The 15359-nt window shown below is 69.7% G+C and carries 15 protein-coding genes; 12 read left to right on the plus strand and 3 right to left on the minus strand.

Features of this window, described 5'->3' with window-relative positions:
• Positions 1-5 precede the first annotated feature (5 nt).
• From ACFYRX_RS09125 to ACFYRX_RS09135, 3 genes are all read left to right on the plus strand, one after another.
• Positions 6-1241 carry a sensor histidine kinase gene (locus ACFYRX_RS09125; protein ID WP_389097697.1) on the plus strand — a complete coding sequence of 412 codons (1236 nt, stop codon included), beginning with the start codon at positions 6-8 and terminating at the stop codon, positions 1239-1241.
• Positions 1242-1646: 405 nt separating this feature from the next.
• Positions 1647-1943: a DUF4193 domain-containing protein gene (locus ACFYRX_RS09130; protein ID WP_005481602.1), complete on the plus strand. Its 297-nt coding sequence runs from the start codon at positions 1647-1649 to the stop codon at positions 1941-1943.
• A 13-nt stretch (positions 1944-1956) separates the two neighbouring features.
• The gene (locus ACFYRX_RS09135; protein WP_389097698.1) at positions 1957-2874 is read left to right on the plus strand and encodes a hypothetical protein; all 918 of its coding nucleotides are present in this window, start codon (positions 1957-1959) and stop codon (positions 2872-2874) included.
• Positions 2875-2972: 98 nt separating this feature from the next.
• Here the strand turns inward: ACFYRX_RS09135 and ACFYRX_RS09140 are convergent, their stop codons facing one another.
• Positions 2973-3437, minus strand: a complete 465-nt coding sequence (locus ACFYRX_RS09140) for a DUF3093 domain-containing protein (RefSeq protein WP_389097699.1) — start codon at positions 3435-3437, stop codon at positions 2973-2975.
• Positions 3438-3549: 112 nt separating this feature from the next.
• Here ACFYRX_RS09140 and ACFYRX_RS09145 point away from each other — a divergent pair, with 112 nt between their 5' ends.
• From ACFYRX_RS09145 to ACFYRX_RS09180, 8 genes are all read left to right on the plus strand, one after another.
• A complete protein-coding gene (locus ACFYRX_RS09145; protein WP_389097700.1) occupies positions 3550-4134 on the plus strand; it encodes a PaaI family thioesterase in 585 nt (194 codons plus the stop codon).
• Entirely contained in the window at positions 4131-4682 is a 552-nt protein-coding gene (dut, locus tag ACFYRX_RS09150; protein WP_389097701.1) for a dUTP diphosphatase, read from the plus strand. Before ACFYRX_RS09145 ends, dut begins: the two co-directional genes overlap by 4 nt.
• A 1-nt stretch (position 4683) precedes the next feature.
• Complete coding sequence (locus ACFYRX_RS09155) at positions 4684-5448, plus strand: DUF3710 domain-containing protein (protein WP_389097702.1); 765 nt, start codon at positions 4684-4686, stop codon at positions 5446-5448.
• A 150-nt stretch (positions 5449-5598) separates the two neighbouring features.
• Complete coding sequence (locus tag ACFYRX_RS09160; RefSeq protein WP_389097703.1) at positions 5599-6765, plus strand: alginate lyase family protein; 1167 nt, start codon at positions 5599-5601, stop codon at positions 6763-6765.
• A gap of 152 nt (positions 6766-6917) precedes the next feature.
• Positions 6918-9461 (plus strand): ATP-binding protein, encoded by a 2544-nt coding sequence (locus ACFYRX_RS09165; protein WP_389097704.1) that lies wholly within the window; start codon positions 6918-6920, stop codon positions 9459-9461.
• Positions 9458-10144 carry a response regulator gene (locus ACFYRX_RS09170; protein ID WP_389097705.1) on the plus strand — a complete coding sequence of 229 codons (687 nt, stop codon included), beginning with the start codon at positions 9458-9460 and terminating at the stop codon, positions 10142-10144. The genes ACFYRX_RS09165 and ACFYRX_RS09170 overlap by 4 nt, the downstream gene beginning before the upstream one ends.
• A gap of 143 nt (positions 10145-10287) precedes the next feature.
• A complete protein-coding gene (locus tag ACFYRX_RS09175; RefSeq protein ID WP_389097706.1) occupies positions 10288-10686 on the plus strand; it encodes an OB-fold nucleic acid binding domain-containing protein in 399 nt (132 codons plus the stop codon).
• A gap of 3 nt (positions 10687-10689) precedes the next feature.
• Positions 10690-11454 (plus strand): DUF3159 domain-containing protein, encoded by a 765-nt coding sequence (locus ACFYRX_RS09180; protein WP_389097707.1) that lies wholly within the window; start codon positions 10690-10692, stop codon positions 11452-11454.
• A 95-nt stretch (positions 11455-11549) separates the two neighbouring features.
• Here ACFYRX_RS09180 and ACFYRX_RS09185 read toward each other — a convergent pair whose 3' ends face one another.
• Together ACFYRX_RS09185 and ACFYRX_RS09190 are read right to left on the minus strand one after the other, a co-directional pair.
• The gene (locus ACFYRX_RS09185; RefSeq protein WP_328751082.1) at positions 11550-12227 is read right to left on the minus strand and encodes a TrkA family potassium uptake protein; all 678 of its coding nucleotides are present in this window, start codon (positions 12225-12227) and stop codon (positions 11550-11552) included.
• Positions 12227-12898 carry a TrkA family potassium uptake protein gene (locus ACFYRX_RS09190; RefSeq protein ID WP_328751083.1) on the minus strand — a complete coding sequence of 224 codons (672 nt, stop codon included), beginning with the start codon at positions 12896-12898 and terminating at the stop codon, positions 12227-12229. Before ACFYRX_RS09190 ends, ACFYRX_RS09185 begins: the two co-directional genes overlap by 1 nt.
• A 380-nt stretch (positions 12899-13278) precedes the next feature.
• Between ACFYRX_RS09190 and ACFYRX_RS09195 the strand changes: the two genes are divergently transcribed.
• The gene (locus tag ACFYRX_RS09195; protein ID WP_389097708.1) at positions 13279-15327 is read left to right on the plus strand and encodes an APC family permease; all 2049 of its coding nucleotides are present in this window, start codon (positions 13279-13281) and stop codon (positions 15325-15327) included.
• Positions 15328-15359: the final 32 nt, after the last annotated feature.

The following is a 15359-nucleotide window of genomic DNA, read 5'->3' on the forward strand; positions in this document are numbered from 1 at the left end:
AGCCCGTGGCCTCGAATCCCGCTCCTCCCCAGGCACCTCCGAAGCCCACCTGGGACCCCAGGCGACCGGCGCCGCAGCTGCCCTGGCTGCGCCCGACGATCCGCATAAGGCTCACCCTGCTCTACGGCGGCATGTTCCTGATCGCGGGCATTCTGCTGCTGTCGATCATCTACTTGATCGCCGCCCAGGCGCTGAACGTCGGTAGTGACCTGCCCTTCAAGATCACCGCAGGCAGTCTCGCCAGTGACACCTGCAACCTGCCGTCGAACGCGTCGCCCGACGTCATGAACAAGGCGATGGCCGACTGCGTCAACGTGCAGCGCCAGCACGCCCTGGACAACCTGCTCAGCCGCTCGCTGCTGGCCCTGCTCGGTCTCGCGATCATCGCCTTCGCCTTCGGCTATGCGATGGCGGGACGCGTCCTGTCGCCGCTCGGCCGGATCCTGCGCACCGCGCGCGCGGTGGCGGGCTCGGACCTCTCGCGCCGTATCGAGCTGGACGGCCCGGACGACGAGCTCAAGGAACTGGCCGACACCTTCGACGACATGCTGGAGCGTCTGGAGCGGGCCTTCACGGCCCAGCAGCGCTTCGTCGGCAACGCCTCGCACGAGCTGCGGACACCGCTGGCGATCAACCGCACGCTCCTGGAGGTGCATCTGTCGGATCCGGGGGCACCGGTGGAGCTCCAGCAGCTCGGCAAGACGCTGCTGGCCACCAACGAACGCAGCGAGCAGCTCGTGGAGGGGCTGCTGCTGCTCGCCCGCAGCGACAACCAGATCGTCGAGCGCAAGCCGGTGGACCTCGCCGAGGTGGCCGAGCAGGCGGTCGACCAGGTGCACGGCGAGGCGGAGGCCAAAGGTGTGGCGATCCGCGGCGAGCAGAAGTCGGCGGTGGTCCAGGGCAACGGCGTCCTGCTGGAGCGGATCGCCCTCAACCTGGTGCAGAACGCCGTGCGGTACAACGTGTCCGAGGACGGCTGGGTCGAGGTGACCACGGAGGTCCAGCACGGCCACGCGGTGCTCACGGTGTCCAACACGGGCCCGGTCGTGCCGGCGTACGAGGTCGACAATCTCTTCGAGCCGTTCAAGCGGCTGCGCGGGGCCGACCGCACCGGCAGCGACAAGGGCGTCGGGCTCGGTCTGTCCATCGTGCGGTCCGTCGCACGGGCACACGGCGGGCACATCACGGCTCAGCCGCGCGAAGGGGGTGGGCTCGTGATGCGAGTCACCCTGCCTGTCTGAGATCATGGCCCCCGCACTGAGACCGACACACAGGGATGTTCGCTTTGCGCGGAATTTTCTGGGCAAGGAACGGACAGTTTCGTGTGTGATCGATCACAAGGGAGATTTTCCCGCCATCTACTCTCGGTGATCATGCACCCTGTCGGAAAGCCGGGAACATCCTGGTTTTCAGGGCTCCTGATCACGGGAAGTACACGGTGAGACGCCTTTGAAGTGCGGGATTCGGACCGTGTACGGTCCCGATCGCCATCCAACCCGATCACTCAAGAGGGGTCCGGTTGGGTGTCGATTGAGTAACAGACCTTGATGTGAGGCAAAATCTCCGCCTCAGGTCGGGCACAAGTCCGGCCTCTCACGCGTTACGTGCGCTGGAGACACCGCAGAAACCCAGAGGGGGAGAGCGACATGGCAACGGATTACGACACCCCACGCAAGACCGACGACGACGTTGACTCGGACAGCCTTGAAGAGCTCAAGGCCCGTCGGAACGACAAGTCCACGTCCGCCGTGGACGTCGACGAGTTCGAGGCCGCAGAAGGCCTGGAACTGCCCGGAGCGGACCTCTCGAACGAAGAGCTGGCCGTCCGGGTACTGCCCAAGCAGCAGGACGAGTTCACCTGCATGAGCTGCTTCCTGGTGCACCACCGCAGTCAGCTGGCCCGAGAGAAGAACGGCCAGCCGATCTGCCGCGACTGCGACTGAGGGCGGGTCGGGCATGACTGGCTCGACCCCACCTTGGAAGCGCCGCTCCCCCCTGCAGGGAGCGGACCAGGGGCCGTCCGACGGTCCTCATGGCGCGCGTGACGACGAGCGGGGCTCTTCCGATCCGGGAGCCTCGCTCGAACCGGCGGTCGACCGGGCTGACCTCCCGGCGCCGACCGGGCAGACCGGGACGCCCGCGCCCGTCGCGAAACGACGGGTGGCGGCGATCCGGGACAGGGCCCGGGAAGGGGTCCGCAAGGGCGGCAGCCGGGCCAGGGCGGGCCTGGCGTACCTCGCCGACCGGATCATCGAGAACGCCCCGCGTGTCCCCGTACGGGACCTCGCGACCCTCCGCCGCCAGTTCCCCGGTCTCGGACCGGAGGAGCTCGCGGACAAACTCGTCACGGGCGCCGCGAGCGCCACGGCGACGGTCGGAGCGGGGGTCGGTGCGGCGGCGATGCTTCCCGTGCCGCCGGCGATGCCGGCCGAACTGGCCGCCGAGATCACCGGCGTGGCCGCGATCGAGCTGAAGCTGATCGCCGAACTCCACGAGGTCTACGGAGTGCGGCCGCCCGGCAACCTCAAGGAGCGCAGCACCGCGTACCTCAACTCCTGGTCGGGGGAGCGCGGGATCGACGTGAAGAAGCCGTCGAGTGTGGGCGGCGCGCTCAACAGCCAGATGAAGCAGCAGCTGCGGCAGCAGATCATGAAGCGGATGGTCCGCGACCTGCCGAACCTGATGCCGTTCCTGGTCGGCGCGGCCGTAGGAGCGGTCATGAACCGCCGGGACACCAGAAAGCTCGCCGAGCGGATCCGCAAGGACCTGCGCAGGGTCCAGGTGCCCTGGGACGAGCTCCCCGGCCTGCCGGCCCTGGAGGCACCGGCGAACCCGCTGGAGATCGGCGACATCGCCAAGGAGCTCGGCCGCTGAAGCGGGACAGGACCACCGCCCGGTAAGACTTCCGTGAGACTCCCGGCTCCACCGGCGGCCCCGGGCCCCACCGCCGGGTGAAACCCTGCACGAACTTTCTAGGAGGCGGCCGTCCGGGCCGCCTTCAGTGCCTCGGCCAGCCGCTCCGGCTCCCGGGTCGACAGGTACAGGTACGGCGTCGGGTCGTCCGGATCCGTGACCTCCACCTTCAGCGCGGTGGGGATGTAGGCGCGCAGCAACAGGAAGGCGCGGGTGTCGGCCTTGTAGGTCCGCCAGGCCCGGGTCTCCTCCGGATCCAGGACCTCCGCGTCGCCCAGCGCCGACACCGGGATCTTCGCCTCGCCCGCGATCAGGGAGTCCCCCACGATGCGGATGCGCAGCGAGCCGTAGGAACTCGCGAGGACCGCCGCCACGGCGGTGCCGCCGACCAGGCCGCCGAGCAGGGGAAGCGTCCCGAACGGGAGCAGGATCAGCGCGAAGGCCACCCCGACCAGGAAGGAGATCAGCCACCAGGAGCGGGGGGCGGTGAGGCGTTCGTCGTACGGGGCGGCGGAGGGCTGCATGAGCCAAGCTTGGCACGGTGTGCGGACAGAGCCACTGTCAGGGGGAGTCGGCGCGAAGTGCTGTCAGGCAGGGTGGCGGTGGGTGACGGGCGGGCGGGTAAGGTCTGCGCCTGTGAGTGGTACTTCCCCGGCTCTCGAGCCTCCCGCCGACGCGGCGCACCCGGTGCGGCACCCGGACGCCCCCGCGCCCGGTGAGCTGCTCGGTGCGCACTACGGCCGGTGTTTCGGCTGTGGCGGCGACCAGCCCCATGGGCTGCACCTGGAGGCGCGGGCCGGCGAGGGGGTCTCGGTCACCGCCGAGTTCACCGTGCGCCCCGCCCATCAGGGAGCTCCCGGACTCGCGCACGGCGGGGTGCTCGCGACCGCCCTCGACGAGACCCTGGGCTCGCTCAACTGGCTGCTGCGCACGATCGCCGTGACCGGCCGTCTGGAGACCGACTTCGTGCGTCCGGTGCCCGTGGACACGGTGCTGCACCTGGAGGCCGAGGTGACCGCGGTGGCCGGGCGGAAGATCTACTCGACCGCGACCGGCCGGATCGGCGGCCCCGAGGGGCCCGTCGCGGTCCGGGCCGACGCCCTGTTCATCGAGGTCAAGGTGGACCACTTCATCGACAACGGCCGCCCGGAGGAGATCCGGGCCGCCATGGACGACCCGGACCAGGTCCGCCGTGCCCGTGCCTTCGAGGTGAACCCGTGAGCCGTGCCCCCCTGAACGTGCTGATCCGGCGCGTCGACCCGGACGTACCGCTTCCGGCGTACGCGCACCCCGGTGACGCGGGGGCCGATCTGCGGACCACCGAGAGCCGTGAACTGAAGCCGGGCGAGCGGGCCGTGCTGCCCACGGGGGTGTCTGTGGCGCTGCCGGAGGGGTACGCGGCCTTCGTGCATCCCCGATCTGGGCTCGCCGCCCGCTGCGGTGTCGCTCTCGTGAATGCCCCGGGGACGGTTGATGCCGGGTACCGTGGGGAGATCAAGGTGATCGTGGTGAATCTCGACCCGCACGAGTCGGTGCGGTTCGAGCGCTTCGACCGGATTGCCCAACTCGTGGTCCAGCAGGTCGAACGGGTCCGCTTCCAGGAGGTCGCGGAGCTTCCCGGATCGGCGCGGGCCGAGGGGGGCTTCGGGTCCACCGGCGGTCACGCCGCCGTGGGCGACGGGGGCGATACAAGCGCAGAGGCCGCCGTGGGCGGCACAACGGGTGGGAATCGATACGCATCGGTCGTATCCGACCGGGAAGGACAGTGACGTGTTCGGACGTCGCAAGAAGAAGGGTGCCGCCGAGGACGCGGCCGGCGAGGCCGAGCAGGTCGTCGACAGTGTCGACACTGAGGCGGACGACGTAGAGGGCGAGCGCGAGCGCGTACGGCTGGAGCCGGAACCGCGCCCCGACGGGCCCTGGGACGACACCGAGGTCCGTGACCCTGCCGAGGGCCGGGTGGACCTGGGCGGTCTGTTCGTGCCGGGTGTCGAGGGCATGGAGCTGCGGGTCGAGGTCGCGGGCGACGCGATCGTCGCGGCCACCGTCGTGCTGCGCGACAGCGCCATCCAGCTCCAGGCCTTCGCCGCTCCCAAGCGCGAGGGCATCTGGGGCGAGGTGCGCGAGGAGATCGGCTCCGGGATCACCCAGCAGGGCGGCATCATCGACGAGGTCGAGGGGCCGCTGGGCTGGGAGTTGCGTGCCCAGGTGCCGGTGCAGCTGCCGGACGGCACGGGCGGCTTCCAGGTCGTGCGGTTCGTGGGTGTGGACGGCCCGCGCTGGTTCCTGCGCGGTGTGATCTCGGGTCAGGGCGCGGTGCAGCCGCAGGCGGCCGGGCTTCTGGAGCAGATCTTCCGGGACACCGTCGTGGTGCGCGGTGAGGGCCCGATGGCGCCCCGCGACCCGATCGTCCTGAAGCTGCCGAACGACGCCCAGATGGTCCCCGAGGGAGTCCAGCAGCAGGACGAGGGCTCGCGCTTCTCCGGAGGCATGGGCCAGTTGCAGCGCGGCCCGGAGATCACCGAGGTCCGCTAGCCGTACGACGTCGAGGGCCGTACCCCGCCAGGGGTGCGGCCCTTTTTCGTGCGCGGGGTCTTGACGGTGTATTGGTCTGTACCTACGGTCATCCGCCAACGCCTATGTTCATAGGGGCGCTTCACGTTCACATACGAGAACGGAGCCGCTATGCACCATTCCGTACGGCTGGTGGTCGTCACCGCGTTCGCCCTGGGTGTCCTCGCCCGGCCCGCCGACGCCGCTCCCGCCACCTTCGTCCATCCCGGAGTCACTGTCTCCCAGGGGCAGTTGGACTTCGTCCGCGGCAAGGTCGACGCCGGCGCCCAGCCCTGGAAGGGCGCCTTCGATGCGATGCTGGCGAGCCGGTACGCCGATCTGAACCGCACGCCCAAGCCGCGCGCGGTCGTCGAGTGCGGGTCGTACTCGAACCCCAACTACGGCTGCACCGACGAGCGCGAGGACGCGATCGCCGCCTACACCGACGCCCTCGCCTGGTACATCACCCGGGACGAGCGGTACGCCAAGAAGGCCATCCAGCTCATGGACGCCTGGTCGGCTGTCATCGCGGACCACACCAACAGCAACGCGCCCCTGCAGACCGGCTGGGCGGGCTCCTCGTGGCCCAGGGCCGCCGAGATCATCAAGTACACGTACAGCGGGAGCTGGGCGAACTCCGGGCGCTTCGCGACCATGTTGCGCACCGTCTATCTGCCGGAGGTCATCAACGGCTCGAACTCCAACGGCAACTGGGAGCTGTCGATGACGGAGGCGGCCGTCGGCATCTCCGTCTTCCTCGAGGACAAGACGTCGTACGACAAGGCCATGGCGAAGTTCCGCACCCGTACCGCCGCCTATGTGTACCTCGACTCCGACGGTGAGCTGCCGAGGACCGTGCCGAGCCAGAACCTCAACACCCGGGACAAGATCGTCGGTTACTGGCAGGGACAGTCGACCTTCGTCACCGGGCTCACTCAGGAGACCTGCCGGGACCTCACGCACACCGGATACGGCATCTCCGCGATCTCGCACGTCGCCGAGACCGGCCGGATCCAGAAGCAGGACCTCTACGGCACCGACGTGGGCGAGCGGCTTCGGCAGGCGCTGGGGTTCCAGGCGAAGTACGAGCTGGGGACGGCCGTACCCGGCTGGCTGTGCGGCGGGTCGCTGAAGCTCGGGCTCGGGCCGGTCACCGAGGTCGGGTACAACGCGCTGCACAACAGGATTGGCATGGGCATGACTAACACGCAGACGCTGACCGAGCGGAACCGGCCGGCGGGGAGCAACAACCTCTTCGTGGCGTGGGAGACCCTCACGCACGGGGACAACCCGAACTGAGACCGCTGGGGCGTACTGGAAGGGGGTGGCAGGCCGGGCCGTCAGGGTTGCGTCAAAGACGGTCTCCGGGGCGGTCCCGGGACCGTCGGCCGGGATTCTTGGCCGTAGGGTCGACGCTGCGTAGGCAGTAGTGACCGGAAGACAATGGATCCATGGGACGCGGCAGGCTTCGGATATACCTCGGTGCGGCACCGGGCGTCGGCAAGACGTACGCGATGCTGTCGGAGGCGCATCGCAGAACCGAGCGGGGCACCGACTGTGCCGTGGGCTTCGTGGAGCACCACGGGCGGCCGCGCACCGAGGTGATGCTGCACGGTCTCGAGGAGATCCCGCGCAGGGAGCTGGAGTACCGCGACTCGGTCTTCACCGAGATGGACGTCGATGCCGTCCTGCGCCGCGCCCCCGCCGTCGCCCTGGTGGACGAACTCGCCCACACCAATATCCCGGGCTCCCGCAACGCCAAGCGCTGGCAGGACGTGGAGGAACTGCTCGCGGCCGGAATCGACGTGGTCTCGACCGTCAACATCCAGCATCTGGAGTCACTCGGCGACGTGGTCGAGTCGATCACCGGGGTGCGGCAGCAGGAGACCGTGCCCGACGAGTTCGTGCGGCGCGCCGACCAGATCGAGCTTGTCGACATGTCGCCCCAGGCGCTACGGCGGCGGATGGCGCACGGCAACGTCTACCAGCCGGACAAGGTCGACGCGGCCCTCTCCAACTACTTCCGCCCCGGCAACCTCACCGCGCTGCGCGAACTCGCGCTGCTGTGGGTGGCCGACCGGGTCGACGAGTACCTCAAGCAGTACCGCAGCGAGCACCGCGTCTCGAAGATCTGGGGGTCCAGAGAGCGGATCGTGGTCGGGCTGACCGGCGGGCCGGAGGGCCGGACGCTGATCCGGCGGGCCGCGAGGCTGGCCGAGAAGGGCGCCGGCGGTGAGGTGCTCGCCGTCTACATATCCCGCAGCGACGGGCTGACCTCCGCCTCGCCCAAGGAACTCGCCGTCCAGCGCACCCTGGCCGAGGACCTCGGTGGCACCTTCCACCACGTGGTCGGCGACGACATACCGGCCGCGCTGCTCGACTTCGCGCGCGGGGTCAACGCCACCCAGATCGTCCTCGGCTCCTCCCGCCGCAAGACCTGGCAGTACGTCTTCGGACCCGGCGTCGGCGCCACGGTGGCCCGGGAGTCGGGACCCGACCTGGACGTGCACATCGTCACCCACGACGAGGTCGCCAAGGGACGTGGACTGCCCGTCGCCCGGGGCGCACGGCTCGGGCGGGCCAGGATCCTGTGGGGATGGCTGGTCGGCATGACCGGCCCGGCGTTCCTGGCGGTCCTCCTCAACACCGTCGACCTCGGCCTCGCCAACGACATGCTGCTGTTCCTGGCGGTCGTGGTGGCCGCCGCCCTGCTCGGCGGACTGTTCCCGGCACTGGCCTCGGCCGCGGTCGGCTCGCTGCTGCTGAACTACTTCTACACACCGCCCCTGCACCGCTGGACCATCGCCGACCCGAAGAACATCGTCGCCATCGTGATCTTCGTAGGCGTCGGCATCTCGGTGGCCTCCGTGGTCGACCTCGCCGCCCGCCGCACCCACCAGGCCGCCCGGCTGCGCGCCGAGTCGGAGATCCTGTCCTTCCTCGCCGGGAACGTGCTGCGCGGCGAGACCGGTCTGGAGGAGCTCCTGGAACGCGTTCGGGAGACCTTCGGCATGGAGTCGGCGGCCCTGCTGGAGCGGGCGGGTGACGTGGAGCCCTGGACATGTGCCGGCCGCGTCGGTCTCGGGCCGCCCGTGGAGCGGCCGGAGGACGCCGACGTCGACATGCCGGTGGGGGACCACATGGCGCTCGCGCTCACCGGCCGGGTGCTGCCCGCCGAGGACCGCCGGGTGCTGGCCGCCTTCGCCGCCCAGGCCGCCGTCGTCCTGGACCGGCACAGGCTCCAGGAGGAGGCCGACCAGGCCCGCACGCTGGCCGAGGGCAACCGGATCCGTACGGCGCTCCTGGCCGCCGTGAGCCATGACCTGCGCACACCCCTGGCCGGGATCAAGGCGGCCGTGTCGTCCCTGAGGTCCGACGACGTGGCGTGGTCCGAGGAGGATCAGGCGGAGCTCCTGGAGGGGATCGAGGAGGGCGCCGACCGGCTCGACCACCTGGTGGGCAACCTGCTCGACATGTCCCGCCTCCAGACCGGCACCGTCACCGCGCTCATCCGCGAGATCGACCTCGACGAGGTGGTGCCGATGGCGCTCGGCGGGGTGCCCGACGGAAGCGTGGAGCTGGACGTTCCGGAGACCCTGCCGATGGTCGCCGTCGACCCTGGGCTCCTGGAGCGCTCGGTGGCCAACCTGGTCGAGAACGCCGTCAAGTACAGCCCGCCCGGCACCCCCGTCTGGGTGTCCGCCAGTGCCATCGCCGACCGGGTCGAGGTGCGGGTCGTCGACCGCGGCCCCGGCGTCCCCGACGAGGCGAAGGAACGCATCTTCGAGCCCTTCCAGCGCTACGGCGACGCCCCGCGCGGTGCCGGGGTCGGGCTCGGGCTCGCGGTGGCCCGGGGTTTCGCCGAGGCCATGAACGGCACCCTCAATGCCGAGGACACACCCGGCGGTGGCCTCACCATGGTGCTGACGCTGCGGGCGGCGAGTGCCGAGCCGTCCGACGAACTTCACGCAGAACCCGAAAGGCAGGCCACATGACCAGAGTGCTGGTCATCGACGACGAGCCGCAGATCGTGCGCGCCCTCGTGATCAACCTCAAGGCGCGCAAGTACGAGGTCGACGCGGCGCACGACGGTGCCACGGCCCTGCGGCTCGCCGCCGCCCGCCACCCCGACGTGGTCGTCCTCGACCTGGGCCTGCCCGACATGGACGGCGTCGAGGTGATCAGGGGGCTGCGCGGCTGGACCCGGGTGCCGATCCTCGTGCTGTCCGCCCGGCATTCCTCCGACGAGAAGGTCGAGGCGCTGGACGCGGGCGCCGACGACTACGTCACCAAGCCCTTCGGCATGGACGAGCTGCTGGCCCGGCTCCGGGCCGCCGTGCGCCGCGCCGAGCCCACCGGGGCCGGCGAGGAGGACGACGTCCTGGTGGAGACCGACGAGTTCACGGTCGACCTGGCCGCGAAGAAGGTCCAGCGGCACGGCAGGGACGTACGGCTCACGCCCACCGAGTGGCACCTGCTGGAGGTGCTGGTCCGCAACACCGGCCGGCTGGTCGGCCAGAAGCAGCTCCTCCAGGAGGTGTGGGGGCCCTCCTACGGGACGGAGACCAACTACCTGCGGGTCTACATGGCCCAGCTGAGGAGGAAGCTGGAGGCGGACCCGTCCCATCCGAAGCACTTCATCACGGAGCCGGGCATGGGGTATCGGTTCGAGAGGTGAGCTGTGGGGTCGGCTGGGGGGCCGGGGGTCGTCCCCCGGAGGGTGGGGCATCACCGAGAGGTGAGCGTTGGCGGCGGGATATCGGTTCGAACGCCAGTGCTGTGGGTACAACGCTGTCGGCGCACCCCGGTACGCTTTCGGATATGAGTGCTGTCCCTCGTTCCGAGAAGCCGGTGGGCCGGTTCCGGCGCATGCTCGACCGGCTCTCCTCGTCGCAGGAGGACCTGGAGTCCGAGGAGCTGCGTGAGGACGCCGAGACCACCGGCTGTACCCGGATCGGCGACTGCCACGACCGTCAGATCGTGACCGTTACTGGTACCTTGCGCACGGTCACCCTGCGGCCGCGTGCGGGCGTCCCGGCCCTGGAGGCCGAGCTGTTCGACGGCTCCGCCGCCCTGGACGTGGTGTGGCTCGGCAGACGCTCCATCGTGGGCATAGAACCGGGGCGCAAGCTGATCGCATCGGGGCGGGTCTCGATGAGCCGGGGCCGCCGGGTGCTGTTCAATCCGAAATACGAACTCAGACCCCTCGGACGGGAGTAGCCGGTGACGTCTCTCGACAAGCCGACCCAAGACACTCAGGCCGACGACGCACGGGCGGTGACCGAGGCCGCCCTGTTCGAGGCCTTCGGCGGCGTCCGGGGCATGGTCGAGACGGTTCTGCCAGGCCTCCTCTTCGTCACGATCTTCACGATCAACAAGGACCTGCACCTGTCGGCGATCGCCGCCCTCGCGGTGTCCCTGCTGCTCGTCGTGGTCCGCCTGGCGATGAGGGACACCGTCAAGCACGCGTTCAGCGGTGTCTTCGGCGTCGCCTTCGGTGTCGTCTTCGCGATGATGACGGGCAACGCCAAGGACTTCTACCTCCCCGGCATGCTGTACACCCTGGGCCTCGGCCTGGCGTACATCATCACGACCCTGGCCGGAGTCCCGCTGATCGGTCTCATCCTCGGCCCGGTCTTCAAGGAGAACCTTTCCTGGCGCACCCGCAACCCGGGCCGCAAGAAGGCGTACGCCAAGGCCAGTTACGCCTGGGGCGCGATCCTGCTCGCCAAGTGCGCGATCCTCTTCCCGCTGTACTGGTGGGCCAACACCGCGCAGCTCGGCTGGGTCCTGATCGCCCTGAAGATCCCGCCGTTCCTGCTGGCCGTGTGGCTGACCTGGGTCTTCCTCGCGAAGGCGCCGGCCCCGATCGACGTGTTCGCGGAGATGGAAGCCGCCGAGAAGGCCGAAGAGGAGCGCAAGGCGGCGCAGTCCGCGGAGCATGGGGACGCCGAGGCCGCGGCCGGGCGGCACCGGCGCGAGGCGTAGGCCCCGCCGCTCCAGCCTGCCGTTGCCTCCGTGACGACGGCGAAGGGCGCCCTGCACACGCAGGGCGCCCTTCGCCGTCGTACCCCTCGAAGACCTCAGCTCGCCGTGTCCTCCCGGCGCACCGACAGCAGGTCCTCCAGCTGTTCCTCGCGGGCCTGGGCCGCCACGAACAGCAGTTCGTCGCCGGCCTCCAGGGAGTCCTCCCGGGTCGGGGTCAGGACGCGGGTGCCGCGGATGATGGTGACCAGGGAGGTGTCCTCCGGCCACTCCACATCGCCGACCTGCGTGCCGGCCAGGGCCGACTCCTCCGGGAGGGTCAGTTCGACGAGGTTCGCGTCGCCGTGGCTGAAACGGAGCAGCCGGACCAGGTCGCCGACGCTCACCGCCTCCTCGACCAGGGCCGACATCAGACGCGGGGTCGAGACGGCGACGTCCACGCCCCAGGACTCGTTGAACAGCCACTCGTTCTTCGGGTTGTTCACGCGTGCGACGACGCGCGGGACGCCGTACTCCGTCTTCGCCAGCAGGGAGACGACCAGGTTGACCTTGTCGTCGCCGGTCGCGGCGATCGCCACGTTGCAGCGCTGGAGCGCGGCCTCGTCCAGGGAGGTGATCTCGCAGGCGTCGGCGAGCAGCCACTCCGCCTGGGGGACCCGCTCGACCGAGATGGCGGTCGGAGCCTTGTCGATGAGAAGGACCTCGTGGCCGTTCTCCAGCAGTTCGCCCGCGATCGAGCGGCCGACCGCACCGGCGCCGGCAATGGCGACCCTCATCAGTGACCGCCCTCTTCCTCGGGGCCCTCGGCGAAGGACGCCTCGACCTTCTCGATGTCGTCCGTACGCATCATCACGTGGACCAGGTCGCCCTCCTGGAGCACCGTCTGCGAGGTGGGCAGGATCGCCTCGCCGAGGCGGGTCAGGAACGCCACGCGGACGCCCGTCTCCTCCTGCATCCTGCTGATCTTGTGGCCGACCCAGGCGGTCGAGGCGTGCACCTCGGCCAGCTGGACACCGCCGGTGGGATCGCGCCACAGCGGCTCCGCGCCGGACGGCAGCAGACGGCGCAGCATCTGGTCCGCGGTCCAGCGGACCGTGGCCACCGTGGGGATGCCGAGCCGCTGGTAGACCTCGGCGCGCCGGGGGTCGTAGATGCGGGCCGCGACGTTCTCGATGCCGAACATCTCGCGGGCCACGCGCGCGGCGATGATGTTGGAGTTGTCGCCGCTGGAGACCGCCGCGAACGCGCCGGCCTCCTCGATGCCCGCCTCGCGCAGGGTGTCCTGGTCGAAGCCGACTCCGTTGACACGACGACCACCGAAACCGGAGCCCAGTCGTCGGAAGGCGGTGGGGTCCTGGTCGATCACGGCGACCGTGTGCCCCTGTTGCTCCAGGGTCTGGGCGAGAGCGGAACCCACTCTCCCGCAGCCCATGATGACGATGTGCACGACCGTCCTTCCGGTGTCAATAGTTACTGCTCAGCCACATCAGGGTCTCAGACCGAGGCCCAAGCTACACACGCGCGGTAGGACGACGGCACCCCTGTGCACGGTTGCCGTGTCCCGGCGCCGGTCAGCGGCGGCTGATGCTGCGGACGCTCGCGAGGGTCAGGAATCCCAGGCCGACGAGGGCCGCCGCGGCGCCGATCAGCTCTGCGGACGTGTGCATGGGTCCTCCGGGGGCTCGATGGGCGGGGTCTTGTCATATAGGCATGCGTATCCGGCCACCTGCGGAATTCGTAGCCGGGACGGCGCCGGTTTTCACTCGGAGAGCAGATGCGGGGTGCCGGGTGGTTGGGCGCCCGTTCGAACGCTTACGCTTCACTGTTGTGTCCAAACTGACCGACGTGCCCAAACGCATCCTGATCGGGCGCGCCCTGCGCAGTGACCGGCTTGGGGAAACGCTCCTGCCGAAGCGCATCGCCCTGCCGGTGTTCGCCTCCGACCCGTTGTCCTCCGTGGCGTACGCGCCCGGCGAGGTGCTGCTGGTCCTGTCCATCGCGGGTGTGTCGGCGTACCACTTCAGCCCCTGGATCGCCGTGGCGGTCGTCGTGCTGATGTTCACGGTGGTCGCCTCCTACCGGCAGAACGTGCACGCGTACCCGAGCGGCGGCGGCGACTACGAGGTGGCCAACACCAACCTCGGCCCCAAGGCCGGCCTCACGGTCGCCAGCGCCCTGCTCGTCGACTACGTCCTCACGGTCGCCGTCTCCATCGCCTCCGGCATCGAGAACCTCGGCTCCGCGGTGCCCTTCGTCGTCCAGCACAAGGTGCTCTGCGCGATCGCCGTGATCCTCCTGCTCACGCTGATGAACCTGCGCGGCATGAAGGAGTCCGGCTCGCTGTTCGCGATCCCGACGTACGTGTTCGTCACGGGCGTCTTCATCATGATCGCGTGGGGTGCGTTCCGCGGTCTGGTGCTCGGCGACACCATGCGGGCACCGACGGCGGACTACCACATCAAGGCCGAGCACCAGGGCCTGGCCGGATTCGCCCTTGTCTTCCTGCTGCTGCGCGCCTTCTCCTCCGGCTGCGCCGCGCTCACCGGTGTCGAGGCCATCTCCAACGGCGTACCGGCCTTCCGCAAGCCCAAGTCGAAGAACGCGGCGACCACGCTCGCGATGATGGGCCTGCTGGCCGTCACCATGTTCTGCGGGATCATCGTGCTGGCCACGGTGACCAAGGTCCGCATGGCGGAGAACCCGGCCGTCGACCTGATCCACAACGGCGTCGCGATCGGCTCCGGGTATGTGCAGAACCCGGTGATCTCCCAGGTCGCCGAGGCCGTCTTCGGCAAGGGCAGCTTCCTGTTCATCGTGCTGGCCGCGGCCACCGCGCTGGTGCTGTTCCTCGCCGCGAACACCGCCTACAACGGCTTCCCGCTGCTCGGCTCGATCCTCGCCCAGGACCGCTACCTCCCGCGCCAGCTGCACACCCGCGGCGACCGCCTCGCCTTCTCCAACGGCATCGTGCTGCTGGCCGGCGCCGCCGGACTCCTGGTGTGGATCTACGGGGCCGACTCGACCCGGCTGATCCAGCTCTACATCGTCGGCGTGTTCGTGTCCTTCACGCTGAGCCAGACCGGCATGGTCCGGCACTGGAACCGCCACCTGGCCACCGAGAAGGACGCCACGAAGCGCAGCCACATGATCCGCTCCCGCGCGATCAACGCCTTCGGCGCCTTCTTCACCGGGCTCGTCCTCGTCGTCGTCCTCGTCACCAAGTTCACGCACGGCGCCTGGGTCGCGCTGCTCGGCATGTGCATCTTCTACGCGACGATGACGGCGATCCGTAAGCACTACGACCGGGTCGCCGACGAGATCGCCGCTCCCGATGAGCCGGGCGACGACAGCCTGCGGCCGTCCCGGGTCCACTCCGTCGTGCTGATCTCCAAGATCCACCGGCCGGCGCTGCGTGCCCTCGCCTACGCCAAACTGATGCGCTCCGACAGCCTGGAGGCGCTCAGCGTCAACGTGGACCCGGCCGAGACCAAGGCGCTGCGCGAGGAGTGGGAACGGCGCGGGATCACCGTGCCGCTGAAGGTGCTCGACTCGCCGTACCGCGAGATCACGCGGCCGATCATCGACTACGTGAAGGGACTGCGGAAGGAGTCGCCGCGTGACGTGGTGTCCGTGATCATCCCCGAGTACGTGGTCGGCCACTGGTACGAGCACCTGCTGCACAACCAGAGCGCGCTCAGGCTCAAGGGCCGGCTGCTGTTCACGCCGGGCGTCATGGTGACCTCGGTGCCCTACCAGCTCCAGTCCTCGGAGGCGGCAAGGAACCGGGCCCGCAGGCGGCAGGACTGGAACGCGCCGGGAGCGGTGCGGCGCGGTCCCGCCGTGCACAGGGCGAAGGAGACGTCGGCGCCGAAGTAGACTGGTTGGCTGTCGTCCCGGCCGCTGTCCTT

The organism is Streptomyces sp. NPDC005374 (genome assembly GCF_042872225.1).
GTDB lineage: Bacteria > Actinomycetota > Actinomycetes > Streptomycetales > Streptomycetaceae > Streptomyces.

Excerpts from the sequence above, each read along its gene's own strand:
- ACFYRX_RS09130 (WP_005481602.1), top strand. The coding sequence starts at position 1,647 with ATGGCAACGGATTACGACACCCCACGCAAGACCGACGACGACGTTGAC.
- ACFYRX_RS09135 (WP_389097698.1), top strand. The coding sequence starts at position 1,957 with ATGACTGGCTCGACCCCACCTTGGAAGCGCCGCTCCCCCCTGCAGGGA.
- ACFYRX_RS09140 (WP_389097699.1), bottom strand. The coding sequence starts at position 3,437 with ATGCAGCCCTCCGCCGCCCCGTACGACGAACGCCTCACCGCCCCCCGC.
- ACFYRX_RS09160 (WP_389097703.1), top strand. The coding sequence starts at position 5,599 with ATGCACCATTCCGTACGGCTGGTGGTCGTCACCGCGTTCGCCCTGGGT.
- ACFYRX_RS09165 (WP_389097704.1), top strand. The coding sequence starts at position 6,918 with ATGGGACGCGGCAGGCTTCGGATATACCTCGGTGCGGCACCGGGCGTC.
- ACFYRX_RS09170 (WP_389097705.1), top strand. The coding sequence starts at position 9,458 with ATGACCAGAGTGCTGGTCATCGACGACGAGCCGCAGATCGTGCGCGCC.
- ACFYRX_RS09175 (WP_389097706.1), top strand. The coding sequence starts at position 10,288 with ATGAGTGCTGTCCCTCGTTCCGAGAAGCCGGTGGGCCGGTTCCGGCGC.
- ACFYRX_RS09185 (WP_328751082.1), bottom strand. The coding sequence starts at position 12,227 with ATGAGGGTCGCCATTGCCGGCGCCGGTGCGGTCGGCCGCTCGATCGCG.